This window comes from Coprococcus sp. RTP31081st1_H1_RTP31081_211007 (assembly GCF_040227275.1).
GTDB lineage: Bacteria > Bacillota > Clostridia > Lachnospirales > Lachnospiraceae > Coprococcus > Coprococcus aceti.
Window position 1 is genome coordinate 108,239 of record NZ_JBEHVP010000003.1, and the last position, 13,907, is coordinate 122,145.

The 13,907-nt window shown below is 45.9% G+C and carries 10 protein-coding genes; 5 read left to right on the forward strand and 5 right to left on the reverse strand.

Annotated elements, in window-relative coordinates:
• The first annotated feature begins 84 nt into the window (after nucleotides 1–84).
• The 5 genes from ABUA31_RS07030 to ABUA31_RS07050 all read left to right on the forward strand — a co-directional run bounded on the left by ABUA31_RS07030 (nucleotide 85) and on the right by ABUA31_RS07050 (nucleotide 9,767).
• The gene (locus ABUA31_RS07030) at nucleotides 85–654 is read left to right on the forward strand and encodes a tRNA (adenine-N(6)-)-methyltransferase (RefSeq protein WP_117904601.1); all 570 of its coding nucleotides are present in this window, start codon (nucleotides 85–87) and stop codon (nucleotides 652–654) included.
• Nucleotides 654–1,595: a VirB6/TrbL-like conjugal transfer protein, CD1112 family gene (locus tag ABUA31_RS07035; RefSeq protein ID WP_161171426.1), complete on the forward strand. Its 942-nt coding sequence runs from the start codon at nucleotides 654–656 to the stop codon at nucleotides 1,593–1,595. Before ABUA31_RS07030 ends, ABUA31_RS07035 begins: the two co-directional genes overlap by 1 nt.
• 20 nt (nucleotides 1,596–1,615) lie before the next feature.
• Entirely contained in the window at nucleotides 1,616–1,993 is a 378-nt protein-coding gene (locus ABUA31_RS07040; protein WP_117904597.1) for a PrgI family protein, read from the forward strand.
• A 127-nt stretch (nucleotides 1,994–2,120) separates the two neighbouring features.
• Complete coding sequence (locus ABUA31_RS07045) at nucleotides 2,121–4,505, forward strand: VirB4-like conjugal transfer ATPase, CD1110 family (protein WP_330577012.1); 2,385 nt, start codon at nucleotides 2,121–2,123, stop codon at nucleotides 4,503–4,505.
• Between the two features lie 21 nt (nucleotides 4,506–4,526).
• On the forward strand, nucleotides 4,527–9,767 hold the full coding sequence (locus tag ABUA31_RS07050) for a YodL domain-containing protein (protein WP_349818663.1): 5,241 nt from the start codon (nucleotides 4,527–4,529) through the stop codon (nucleotides 9,765–9,767).
• Between the two features lie 144 nt (nucleotides 9,768–9,911).
• On the opposite strand, the gene ABUA31_RS07055 is transcribed toward ABUA31_RS07050, so the two are convergent.
• The 5 genes from ABUA31_RS07055 to ABUA31_RS07075 form a co-directional block, all read right to left on the reverse strand.
• The gene (locus tag ABUA31_RS07055) at nucleotides 9,912–10,589 is read right to left on the reverse strand and encodes a PoNe immunity protein domain-containing protein (RefSeq protein ID WP_117904541.1); all 678 of its coding nucleotides are present in this window, start codon (nucleotides 10,587–10,589) and stop codon (nucleotides 9,912–9,914) included.
• Nucleotides 10,590–10,632: 43 nt separating this feature from the next.
• Entirely contained in the window at nucleotides 10,633–11,484 is an 852-nt protein-coding gene (locus ABUA31_RS07060) for a polymorphic toxin-type HINT domain-containing protein (protein WP_243147826.1), read from the reverse strand.
• Complete coding sequence (locus tag ABUA31_RS07065) at nucleotides 11,457–11,951, reverse strand: hypothetical protein (protein ID WP_349818664.1); 495 nt, start codon at nucleotides 11,949–11,951, stop codon at nucleotides 11,457–11,459. The genes ABUA31_RS07060 and ABUA31_RS07065 overlap by 28 nt, the downstream gene beginning before the upstream one ends.
• Before the next feature lie 120 nt (nucleotides 11,952–12,071).
• Nucleotides 12,072–12,872, reverse strand: a complete 801-nt coding sequence (locus tag ABUA31_RS07070) for a J domain-containing protein (protein WP_044998253.1) — start codon at nucleotides 12,870–12,872, stop codon at nucleotides 12,072–12,074.
• Nucleotides 12,873–12,964: 92 nt separating this feature from the next.
• Nucleotides 12,965–13,897 carry a DUF5685 family protein gene (locus ABUA31_RS07075; RefSeq protein WP_161171430.1) on the reverse strand — a complete coding sequence of 311 codons (933 nt, stop codon included), beginning with the start codon at nucleotides 13,895–13,897 and terminating at the stop codon, nucleotides 12,965–12,967.
• Nucleotides 13,898–13,907 lie beyond the last annotated feature (10 nt).

The following is a 13,907-nucleotide window of genomic DNA, read 5'->3' on the forward strand; positions in this document are numbered from 1 at the left end:
ACGCTATATAAATGATGCCGTTCCAATAGAATTATGAAAGGTCGCTCAGCGGTGGGCTGTGGTGGGTATGGGCGATAAGACAGAATGGGAATAAACATCGGTTATCTGACAGCGAACCGAACAAGTGCAGGAGATGAGGTCTACACACCATTTTATGCGGTAGAACCGTTACTGGAGTTTCTTCCGAAAGACAAGAAGATATGGTGTCCGTTCGATGAGGAATGGAGCGCTTTCTATCAGTTCCTTTCGGAGAAAGGCTATGAAGTGGAGCGAAGCAGCTTAAAGGAGGGACAGGACTTTTTCAGGTATGAACCCGAACATTGGGACATTCTTGTGTCCAATCCCCCATTCAGCAAAAAGAATGATGTACTGAAACGAGCATTTTCTTTCCAAAAGCCCTTCGCTCTGCTCCTGCCCGTGAACAGTATTCAAGGCAAGGCGAGATATAAGATTTTCAACAACGAAATCCAGATGCTCTCCTTTGACGGGCGTGTGGACTATCATACACGGCAGAACATGGAATGTACCACTAAGGGCAATCACTTCGGCTCTGCTTATTTCTGCCGTGACCTTCTGCCCTCCAAACTGGAGCTTCGGCAGCTTGTCAAATATGACAGACCTTTAGTCACTCCCACGATTGGAGGTGATGAATAATGGGAATTATCAGCGATGCGATCGATGCACTGGAAGATTGGTGTAAAGACTTATTTAAGGACGGCATCCAGTCTCAGTTTGACGGCATTTCCGACCTACTGACCGACACTTTCTCGCAAACAACGGGAACAGGCGGCAGCGGTGGACTTGTCAATGACTTCGTAACTCAGCACCCGTCACAGTTCACCGGCGGAGGTACTGGCGGTACTACGATCTGGACAACGATCGAAACGCTTTGCAACAATGTCGTAGTGCCTATCGGCGGTTTCATTCTGACAGTTATCCTGCTGAATGAACTGATACAGATGGTACTGCGAGGAAATAACTTCAAGGACTTCGATGATTCTATCTTCATTAAATGGATCATCAAAGCCTTGTGCGGTGTAATACTGGTCGCCAACACCTATTACATCGCTTCGGCACTATTCTCGTTTGGCACAACGGTATGCTCCAATGGGCTTGCCACACTATTCGGGACCGGAGATTATCTATCTTCCACACTCTCGATCAATCCGTCGGCTCTCAGCGGTCTGAGCTTGGGTGAGCTGATGACGGTGTGGTTTATTTCCCTGATCGTTCATCTTGGGGTGCTGATACTGATAGTTGCTATCGTTATCACACTTGCAAGCCGTATCATCGAGGTGTTTATGTATCTCAGCATTGCACCTATCCCTATGGCAACCATGATGGACAGCGGTGAATGGGCTTCTATCGGTAAGAACTGGATCAAACAGCTTCTTGCTCTTTCTTTCCAGGGCTTCTTTATCGTGGTGGCACTCGGTATTTTCAAGACGCTGTTCAGCAATGCGATCGTTGCCCTGAATGCAAGTACAGACGGCGTGATCCTGCAAATGGGACTGCTTCTTGGCTATACTGCGGCACTTATCTTCACGATTCTCCGTACAGGAGCTATCAGCAAATCAGTCTTTAACGCACGATAAAACAAGATCGGAGGTCAAAAATGGCACATTACGTTCCTATCCCGAAGGACTTGAACGACATCAAGGAAAAGTTCATCATGGGATTTACAAAACGTCAGGTGATCTGCTTCGGCATCGGTCTTGTTTTGGGTGCGCCCGTGTATTTTCTGACAAGAGCGTCTATCGGAATGTCGGGAGCGATCTTCGCAATGGGGGCGGTCGCCGCCCCTGCGATCCTCTGCGGCATTTACAAGAAAAACGGCGTGTTCTTGGAGAAACAGGTGAAGTTCATGCGTGAATACTTCACAAGACCACGAAAGCGGTATTACCGCACAACCAACGTATTCATGTGCATTGAACGGCACATCGAATACAACAGAATCAAGAAGAAGCTGGCAGATGCCGAAAGAAAAGGCTAACAGCTTTACCTATACATAATAGTATAACTTTCGGTATCTCCGCTTTTGCATATAACGGAGGTTTCCAATGGGCTTTAGAAAGAAAAATGCCAAAAGAAGTGATAACCGCAGTTCTGCTAAGGTTATCATGGGCAAGCCTGCCTCTAAACTGACAAAAGAGGAAAAAAAGATTTTATCCGCACGAATGGCGGAGATCAGGAGTGAAAACGGCGGTAAATCGACTGTGCAGAACACCATTCCGTACCTGTGTATGTATCAGGACGGCGTGTGTCAGGTGTCGGAGAATTTCTTTTCTCTGACGGTGCAGTTTTACGATGCCAACTACTCTATCGCTGAATTTGAGGAGCAGAACAACATTTTCAGCAAATACTGTGACATTATCAATCTTTTCGATAACACGATCAAATTCCAGCTTACCTTTGAGAACCAGAACCGTTCAAAGGCAAAGCTCGTCAAGACGGTGCAGATACCCGAACAGGACGACGATTTCAATGCGATCCGCAAGGAGTACAGCGAAATGCTCACCGATAAGCTACTGAAAGGCAGTAACGGTCAGAGTGCAAGGAAGTTCCTGACATTCGGTATCGAATCCACATCATACAAGGCAGCAAGGGCAAAGCTGATGAGTATCAAGAATGACGTGATCAAGGGCTTCAAAGCCTTTGGCGTTGATGCCGAGGTACTGGACGGCAGACAGAGACTTGAAGCTCTGTATTATGCCCTGAACCCTTACAGAAACGCCCCATTCATTTTCGATTGGGACTCTATGCTGAGGGCAGGAATGGACACAAAGGATTTTATCTGTCCGCCCTCGATCAAATTCAATAAGGCGGACTTTGAGATCGGCAATGCCTACGGCGCAGTATGGGGTATGAATATCCTCGCCGGAGAGCTGCCCGATGAGATACTCAAAGACTTCCTTGAAATGCAGAACCTTTTCTGCGTGAACATTCATGTTGATCCGCTGGACCAGATAGATGCCCTGAAATTCGTCAAAAAGAAGCTCACGAATGTGGAGCAGATGAAGATCGACGAACAGAAGAAAGCATCGCAGTCGGGCTATGATCCGGACATTCTGCCTCCTGCGATCAAGATGTATATCGAGGACATCGAAAAGCTCCTCGGTGACTTGAACAGCAAAAATGAGCGATTATTCCATATCAGCATTTCACTGAGGGCATACGCAAAATCGAAGAAAGACCTGAAACTTCTTTCTGAGATGCTGAAAAGAACTTGCCAGAAAAACAACTGCATCATGTTCCCGTATGATTACAGGCAGGAGCAGACACTTGTATCCACGCTGCCTATCGGCTATAACGAGATTCCCGTCCGTCGTGAGATGCACACTTCGGGCATTGCGATTTTCGTACCGTTTACCACAAAAGAGCTGTTTCAGGACGGACAGGCTACCTATTACGGTATCAATACGCTGTCGGGCAACATGATAAGAGCAAATCGCTCCCGATTAAAGAACCCGAACGGTCTTATCCTCGGTACGCCGGGTGCCGGCAAGAGTTTCAGCGTCAAGCGTGAAATCCTCGACTGCTTTCTCACTACGCTCGATGATATTATCATCTGCGATCCCGAAGGCGAGTATTTTCCGCTTGTATCGGCGCTTCACGGTCAGCTTATCCGCATCGCCAGCAATTCCGAACAGCATATCAATCCGATGGACATAACCATTGATGACTATATGTTCACCAATCCTATGGAAGTGATTGCAAACAAGAGTGATTTTCTTATCAGCTTGTGCGAGATCATTGTCGGCGGCAGATACGGGCTTTCCGCTGAGGAACGCTCGGTCATTGATAAGTGCGTACAGCGTATCTATAAGCATTTCATCGAGAATGAACCGACTGAGGACAAGATGCCGCTTCTCTCCGACTTACAGCGAGAGCTTCATGAGGAGGGTGAAGTCGCTCTGCGTGTGGCGAACAGCCTTGAAATGTTTGTAAATGGTTCTCAGAACCTTTTCAATCACCGCACAAACATTGATATGAGCAATCGTATCATCTGCTTTGATATTAAGGAACTTGGCAACCAGCTCAAAAAGGTCGGTATGCTGATCGTTCAGGATACGGTTTGGAACAGAGTTTCCGCTAACCGTGAGAAAAAGAAGATCACCCGCTACTACATCGATGAATTCCACTTGCTTCTGAAAGAGGAGCAGACTGCGAAATATTCCGCTGAGATATGGAAGCGTTTCCGTAAATGGGGCGGAGTTCCGACAGGTATCACGCAGAATGTCAAGGACTTGCTTTCTTCTCAGGAGGTCGAGAATATCTTTGATAACTCGGACTTCGTGTATATGCTCAATCAGGCAGCCGGTGACAGGGACATTCTTGCCGAGAAACTGCACATTTCCAAAGAGCAGATGAAGTATGTCACGAACAGCGGTCCGGGCGAAGGACTTATCCGTTATGATAAGGTGTTACTGCCGTTTACGGATAAATTTCCGCAGGATACGCAGATGTATCGCCTTATGACAACCCGTCCCGCTGACCTTGCATAAACTGCGCAGAATGGAGGATTTATGAGCTTACAACGAAAAGAAAATAACCTCCGCAGAGCGCAGGCGCGTTTCGATAAAGTCAGCAGACGGTCGAAGCAGTTTCAGATAGACTTCCGCCGTGAACAGAACAGCAGAGGTCGCTTTCATACCCGTGCCCATATCCTTCGTGGTGAGAAAACGCACCACGGCGGCAGGGGTATCATTCACAAGTTTGCAAATGCAAAATACCGTATTACGGGTGATGCTCCCTCGGTCACAAGGACGATCAAATCATGGCAGCCTAAGACCTTTAAGGGCAAGCTGTTCAAGGCGAATGCCCGTGCGGTCAATTTTGCAGTACATGATGTAGCGCAGACGGCGGTAGATACGGCTCTTGCGACAGAAACGGTAGGGCTGAAAGTATCGGATACTGCCCAGCGTGAAGTCCGCAGCAAACTCAAACAGAAATATACCCGTGAAGCGGTTGACGATTATCACCGTGGAGTATTTCTCATGGGACGGACGGCGACTGATGCTGTCAAGGGCGTTCACAGTCACCTGAAAACCAAGAAGCAGTACAAGCTCGAAAAGGCAAAGTTACAGCTCAAAAAGGCGGATAACAAGCTGTATCGGGCAAAAACGAACCGTCCGAAGCTCTGTGCCAATTCCGCCGATCTGCGGAAAGCGAAAGCGGAGTATATCGGATTTCTCCGTGAGTTTATGGGAATGTCCTTTGTAGAAGCCGTTGAAGCCCTCAACGGTGAACACTATGACCTGACATATACTCCGTCCCGCACCTACGAACAGAAGCCGAAAACAGTAACGGCAAGGGAGCTTTCCCTTGCCGAAGCTGATAATTGCAGGCGTGTATTTGCGTATCTCTGCAAGACCAGAGGGCTTGACTATGACCTTGTGGCTTCACTTGTGAGACAGGGCGTAGTATCTCAGGAAGAAAAGACAGGCAATGTGCTTTTCAAATATTATGACGATAACGGCAAGGTCATCGGTGCTGAAAAGGTCGGTACTTCGACAGAACACCGATTCAAGGGTATTGCCGAACATTCAGCCGATGGGCACGGCTTTGAGGTTGTCCGCGGCACGGGCGAAAAGGCTTTTTTCTTTGAGAGTGCAATAGATATGCTCTCCTATCTGCAAATGCACGATAAGGAAATGACGGATTGCAGGCTTGTTTCCATGATGGGCGTGAAGCCGAATATCGTTCTTGACACGATGCTCCGTCATAATATCCCGCCTGAGAATGTTTTCCTTTGCTCCGACAATGATACCGCAGGCAATGAATTTGCCCAGCGTTTGCAGGAGCAGTATCCAGACATGAAGCGTGTTATCACTCCCGATACATATAAAGACTGGAATGATATGCTTCGTTGTATCCCAAAACAAGTAGAACATGAGACTGAAAAAAAGGAGGTTCAGCAAACGAATATGCAGTATTACGGCAACGAAATGTGGAACAAGGCAACAGATAACAGAGACAAAAACCTTGTGACGATCCAGGCTGCGGATTTTGCAAGATTGCAGAAACAGCTTGATAATTCGGGCATCAATTACTATGCCTATGCCCGTGATAATTCCGTCATTATGGCGATCAATGATAAAGATATAGAGTGGTTCAAGCGTATCGCAGGCACTCCCGACCTTGTTCCCACCAAATCCAACAGACCTTATTCTCCGCCCGAAAAAAACATCTTCGGTTCAGCGGAGTATCGTTATATTCCGCAGAAAGAGTACCTTTCCGCTGACCGTGACCTTGTGCTGAAAATGGCTGAGATCATGAAAGCCCGTGGTATGCAGTTTTCGGGCAGAGTCTATCCGTCCGGCAAGGGTACGCTGACGGTTTCTCACGCTGACCTCTTTGCTGTCCGCAACATCAGGGACGAAGTCGTGAATATGCGTAAGCAGTTCGCAAGTCCCGATAAGGCGCAGGAAGTCGGCAATCGTGACTATCGTGCAAACCGTGATACCCATTACTATATGAGCAAGCTCACACCTGATCAGTTCGGAGAGGTCAAGCCTTTCCTTGAAACAAGTGTGAGCTATCATGCTGTTGTCCGTGACGGTAAGGTTGCTTTTGCGGTCGATAAGGAGAACGCTCCTGCATTTCACAGAGCTTTGGAGAACGCTGTCCGTGAGACAAATATGCTCCGCAAAATGACTGACCTCGGTCTTTCTATGGAGCAGAATATCGCACTTTCGCCCGTAGTTCATCGTCTTGCTGTTGAGGATATGCAGCTTGATCTTGCTGATTTCTTTGACCGCAGATACGATGAAGCACAGTTCGGTGAAATGCTGTCTCTTGTTCAGGCATACTTGGCACAAGCTCCTGCAGAGAGATACGGCGAAAACAGCAAGCTCACCGATATGCTTGAAGCAAAGTCCAGTTTTGATCGCAGTATCGAGCTTTCCGACTTTTTCTCTCAGCACGATTTCTCCGATGAACAGAGGGCCGCTATTACTGCTATGTTCGTGGGTGATGTGACAAGAGGACAGATTGACAGCATTGACGAGAGTTTCACCGCTGAGGATATTCAGGCTTATGACGAGATTCTGCACAATGCTTTGCAGGAATCCGATGTTGCTGACTTTCTGACTGCCCATAAGCAGGCAGTTATCAACCGTGAGAACGCAAACAGAGTTCCTACTGAGGAAGAAGTGCTGTTTCCGCAGGCTGACCTTGCAAAGTTCCTTGCAGTGCGTACTCTTTCCTCCGATGAGTGGGAGGATATGGCGTATCCGATGTTTGAGCGTGGGTATCTTGAAAAGCATAAGCCCAGCGACAAGGCGGCTTTCGGCTATCATCTGAGTGAGCCTGCGTTCTATGACCTTGCCCAGCGTTTCCATTATGGTGAGGATATTCGCCGTGAGCTTGCCCTCGGACTGTTAGAGGGCGGTACTGCTTCTGACATTGAGTTTGTCTTTGAGGACGGCAAGATTTCGGACAGAGTGTACTACTATGCTGAGAACCTCCGTCATTCCCTGCATTTAGAGAGGACTGAGGACGGATATAATTGCAGTTTCGGCGGTATGGAGCGTTTTGTTTCCTTTGAGGAGATCGGCCAGGCTTTCATAGACCGTATCCATGAGGAATTTGACGATCTCGCTTTATGGTGGGTGCGTGACGATATGCTCGATGCGATTCCCGATATGTCCGATGAAAAGATCGCTGACCTTCTGACTGCATTTGACGGTGCGGCTCTGCACGGTTGGGAGAACGGCGATAATATCCCGAAGCTCAACCGTATCAAGAAGGCTCTCCATGATATTCTCGGTGATGAAGCACTGACCGAAAAGGCTTTTGCTATCATCGCAAAGGAAAAGTATCATGTGAGCTTTGATGCAGAAACACCCGAAAAACAGCCGGATAGCCTCTCTTTCCATTTCGGTAAGGATAAGGGCGATGAATGGGTTAGCGAAAGCGACATCGTTCACGATTTTGCCCTTGCACACCCTGATTGCAGTTTTGCCCTCGGCAATGCTGTCCTTGAATACCTTGATGAGAAGCAGCATTCAGAGCGTACTATCCCTGATCTGAAAGCAGGCTGGTACAAAAAGACTGATTTCAGCATTACTGCTGTCATCGGCGGTGAGGAGTTCAACTATGACGGCCGCTTTGATATTGGCGACGGCAAGGGTACGGGCGGCGGTTCGCTGATCGACCATATCCGCACATACAATGAGGGTATCCTCGGTTATACGCAGCACCCGTTCAATCAGCCGGAGTATAAGGAGAGGGCGCAGAGAATGCTTGACATTTTCGTTCCTTTCCTTGAAGCACACTCTGAGCTGACTGCTGAGGAACAGCGTATTTTCGACGATTTCAAGGCGCAGCACCCGATCCGCACCTACGATAATGTGGAAAAGGCACAAGGGACTTTCAAAATCTATCAGCTTCCCGGTGGTGAGAAGTATCACGGCATTCGCTTTGAGGGTATGGAACAACTCAAAAAGGACGGTGTACAGCTCAACAAGGACGATTATGAGCTTATGTATGAGGGTGAGGTCGGAGAGTTCAGGGGCAATGCTACGCTTGAAGCACTTTTCACTCAGTTTAATAATGACCGTCCCGATGATTTCTTCGGACACTCTCTTTCTGTTTCTGATGTTATCGTCATTTCCGCTGACGGCAAGGATACAGCATATTTCTGTGACAGTTTCGGTTTTACGGAAATGCCTGAGTTTTTCAAGGAGAAGGAGCTTGTGCAGGAAAAGTCCGAAACAGCCAAAGTATCCGATCTCGCTGTTGGTGATATTATCATGTATGACGGCGCTCGCCGTGAGGTCGAGAAGATCAGCGATAAGAGTATTTCGCTGAAAGACCTTGACGCTCCCGATTATGGCGGTATTCTGCTCGGCACTTCTGATGTACTTGCCTACGACGGCTGGCAGCAAGATATGGAGGAAAAGGGCTTTGAGATCATCAGCAAAGGCGGACAGCAGGCTGAAAAGGCTGAACCCGAAGATAAAGGTCCGGTATCGCTCCGCAAGGCAGGCGATTTTTACGAGATGCACGGCAAAAATGCTGAGATCGGTGTGGAAGTCCTCGGACTGCAAATGCACTCAAAAAACGGGCAGCCTATGGTCGGATTTCCGGCTGAGGATAAAGACGAATACTCCAAAAAGCTCAGTGATGCAGGATATTCCGTCCTGATCGAACAGGCTTTTGAGCTGAATCCTCCGAAGCGTGAGCCTGAAAAGCTCCAGACTTTACAGCAGGTCGTTGATAAGTTCTTCGGCACTGACTGCGAATCTGCGGAGACAGAGCGCGGCACATGGAAACTTGCTATCGCTGACGGCGATAAAGTCGGTGAGCTGTTTTATGACGGTGATCCCGTCTGCGGTATCTATAACCGTAGCGATAAAATGGAGATCGAGCCGTACCGTGAGCTGACTACATTTCCGGCGCTCCTGCGTACTGCGATGCTTGAACATAATCCCGACAAACCTGTGGAGATCATGGACTTTCAGCGTACTTTTGAGACTCCGCTTGATAAGGCAAAGTTCTTAATTAACGACTTCTGCGAAGCAGAGTACCGTGAGAGTGCTGATTTTGATGATCTGCACAATGTCGGTCTGGTGTTTACCACTCTGACCGACGATGAGCTGCCTATTCAGGTGACGGCTGACCTTGTGGACTTCAAGATCACCTACGAGTTTGACGGCGAAGTTTACAATACGGAGCAGTATGACAGCATTGAGGATATGATCGAGAACGGTCTGACTGGACTTGATTTCTCTGACCTCATTTCCGTTCCCGATGAAGCTTAATTGCTTCTTTTGCGAGTGTAAAAGCTTCTTGGAACTGACCATTAATAAACGCCACTTTTGAATTAGATATAAACTCAATGAGTCTTTCATTTTGTATATCTGACATTTTATCACTCCATTCTCTTCTGGACTGTTTACGAATCATTATACGAAATGAACCATATCATATGGATAATATTGCTCATTTTTCAAATCGTCATCTATAAAACCAAGTCTTTTTGCAATAGCACCAGCTTCAAAACACCAATATCCATAATACTGATATTTATTCACCAGTTCATGTGTACCATACCAAGCACTATCTACAGAGCCTTTATACCATCCTCTCAAATATTTTAGAAAAGCATCTCTATCTTCATCGTTAATGCTTTTTACTAACTTTTTGTATGGACGAGGAAAGGATATTTTCGATGTATCAAACTCACTTTTATTTCCAATGAGGATAAAATCTAATAATGAATCATATGTTTCAGATTTCCTCAATTTATTTTTTATTATATTCAACTTACCATCGTCCAAATTCAGAAGATATGCTAAAGAAGCAAAAATAATATTGCTCTCGTATACTGAATCATCCCACGCTTCACCAAACAAATCTAAAGAAGATTCAAATTCTTTTTTTATTTCTTCAATTGAATCACCTTTTGAATACTTAGCGATTATTATCCCGATTTTTTTTTGTAAAATGTAATCTTTTACAAAAAGTATCTTGTCATTTAAGTATTTTCCAGCAGCAATACCCTCTTCAAATCTTTTGATTCCTTCTGACATTTTCAAAATATACTCATCAAAATACTCTTTTGATTTAATTGTATCTCGCATAATATTCTCCTTAATATCAAAAATTCTTGATGTAAATAATTGTCTACTTTAATGACTTAACACTAGTTGTAACATTTACTAAACCGTTATCGTTACTTACATTTACTCTGAACAATTCCTTAACAGTATCACCAGTTGCAAGTCCTTCGATTATGTCATCTGGGTCATCGACTATTTTTCCTATATTATTTTTTATCCATTTATCACCCATTTGCGGACCGCTCTTTTTGGTGTTACCTAACTGCGAAGAACCATACTTTGCCTCTGCTATGATAAATTTAGGATCTCCATTTGGATCCTTATTCTTATATACGCCATCTATACCATGATGAATTTTATCGTCCAGTGATTCAACACCATTATGCATTTTCTCAAATCCCTTGCTGTCATAGTGTTCATCCATCTTCATTTCACCATAGTTGCCTTTTTGTTTTTTTGTTTCCAGTTCTATTTCACCAGATTCGACTTTCTTTACACAGTCATTGTTATGAACCCAAATCTTGCAATTGCCAACAAAGTATGTATGGTAATCCTCAACTTTGAAGTTATAAACAGTTATAGGCTTCTCGCACTGCTCAATATCATGTGTTTCAACGATAAGATCTTTACCGTCAACACTTATGAGTTTATCACCTACGAAAAGACCTTCTGCCTTGATAAATCCTCTGCCTTGTACATAGAATGGGTGATTGTCAGTAGTTACTATCTTCTCACCGTTTATTGTAAGATGAACAAGCTTGTATACCTTACGTTCAAATGCTTCAAGAATGGTTTTCTCACCGACTTCAAATGACTCAGGATCAGCAGCTAAGACCTTATCACCAGCTCTAAGCTTTTCAATTGCAAGTAAACCAGCAGTTGTAAGAATCAATGTACCAGCAACAAAGCATGCCATATCTGAGAAGCAGCACCTGAGAACGAAGATACCAAGCTAACACCCATCTGGAACTTGTTGTATACATCGCTCTGGTGCATTTTGTTGTTCAGTTCTGTAATAGGATTGTTAGGATCTATCATTCCAAGTCCCAATGAAACCATGTCGAAACCATCCATACTATTGGAAATGGCTCCGCTGATTTTAGAGGTTGTCTGTATTGCGTTTCCTAATTTAGAACCGCAGGTTATGAATTTGCCAGCGATTCCACCTACGCCGCCCAAGGCACCACCCATTATGGCACCATCTAATGCGCCTTGGGCAAATCCTTCTAGGAATGACCCTCCGGTTAGCATACTGGTAATTCCGCCGATCAAGCCGCCGGTCAAAGCACCTTTTAAGGCTCCGATAAGAATACCAGTGCCTATACCCTGTAAGCCAGGAACGCAAAGGCAGACAACAGCCGCTACGATTTCAATTACAAGCACAATCTCTTTCCAGTGATCTTTACACCACTGACCGACCTTCTTTAAGCCTTCGCAGAACTTTTCCCAGTCGGTCTTCTCACAGTCAGGCTTAAGATAAGAGTATTGTTTGTAAAAGTTTATCTAACTTCTACCGTATCCACCAGGCATGCAGCACACACAAGGCATACCGCTTACACAACATGACATGAGGGTACATATAGTACAAAGGTTGTTGCAGAACTTTCCGCCGGTCGGCATATCCATTCCATATCCGGCACCTCTGTCCATGTACCACTGGCGTCCGCTCTTGATGGCCTCATATGCCTGTCGGTACTCCTGATTGCCCGGGTCAAGCTCCATGGCGCGCTTTATCATCTCCATGGCCCTTATCTGATTGCCAAGTCCGGCGTTGCACACACCACTGTAATAATGCCATCTGGCATCGTGGTTATCTATCTGATTGAGGACGTTCTTCGCCTCCTCATAGCTTCCGCTGTTCATGTAGTTCTTCGCAGCCTGAAAATATCTGGAATCCTTATCATTTGGATCGTAGTCATTCTGTCTCTGATATCCTCCAAAGCCAAATGGGCCAAATCCTCCAAAACCGCCAAATGGATCATCATACTGTCCGTAGCCTCCTGACGAACCGCCATAAGAGCTCCCACCATAAGATCTACCAGATCCATAACCGCCGCCGTAGCCCTGCGAGCTTCCGGTTCCATATCCACCAGCACCACCGTAACTTGCACGGTCGGCCTCACCACTCACAATGGACTTGTACGCCTGCTGTATCTCCTTGAACTTTTCCTCAGCCTCATCCTTGTGGGGATTGTTGATATTTGCATCCGGATGATACTTGCGGCTCAGCCTTCTATATGCTTTTTTCACTTCTTCTTCGCTGGCACCTCTTTTGAGTTCCAGTACCTCGTAAGGATCCTTCATAATCTGTTCCCTATCCTTTTCACCAAACCATTTATAATCGTCTTTGACTAGGCCTAGTGCTATAATCAAGTAATCTTCTATTTGATGACGTTTTATTTATCTGCATTTTCACCATCTGTATTTTTATCTTCTGCGCATCCACATCTTCTGTTCGTAGTTGCATAATACGCTTCCCATATCCCTGAGTATATTATATTCCTGAGTATTCCTACATTCTCAATAATAGGAAGCATCTCATACTCTTTTGCAAGTGGTGCCACCATCATCATCAGAACATCCTTCGTCCACTCTGCAAGTTCCTGCCATTTGCCCTGATCTATTGGGTTATCCACACCCACTGATTGTACCTCAACACCCAGCTCATGCGCAAGTCTACACACGAATGGATTGTAGTTTCCGGCACCTATATCCTTCTCTATATCGTCATACGCGTCCATTATGTAGACAAATTTGCCCAGATAATAGCCTATGGTGCGGAGATATGATTCCCACTCATCATGTTTCGGGGCACATATCTCTGCCATTATATTGCCAAAATGCCCCGACAATGCATCCATGTCATCAGATCCTGCCTCCTCCAGCTCGCTTATCGCCTTGAGGTTATCCACTATGCTGCGAATCTTCTGTGAATACTCTTCCTTGAGTCTCCTGCCATTTTTCCCGGCGAGCAGCACATCTGCATAAAGCTTCCGGGTAAACATATGCTCATCGTCCCAGTCATCTATACATTTATAATAGGTAAGGATCACGTTCATGTCAGCAACATAGTCTGTGTACTCATTCTGTACATAAGTATGCTTTGATGCCGGGTGTGCGATGCACCTTCGGCTGCCCGAAAACTTCTCCGGTTCATATAGCCCTGTCAGAAGAAGTACCAGAAATGTCATGTCGTAGCTGAGGCTGATCTGTCCTCTGGCACCATATCTGTCCTTCAGCGATTTGCACAGGCCGCAATAATACTTACGGTATTCATCATATTCTTTCATCTTAAGCTCAGGCTGGTTCACCACTATATATCCAAACATCTCTCAATCT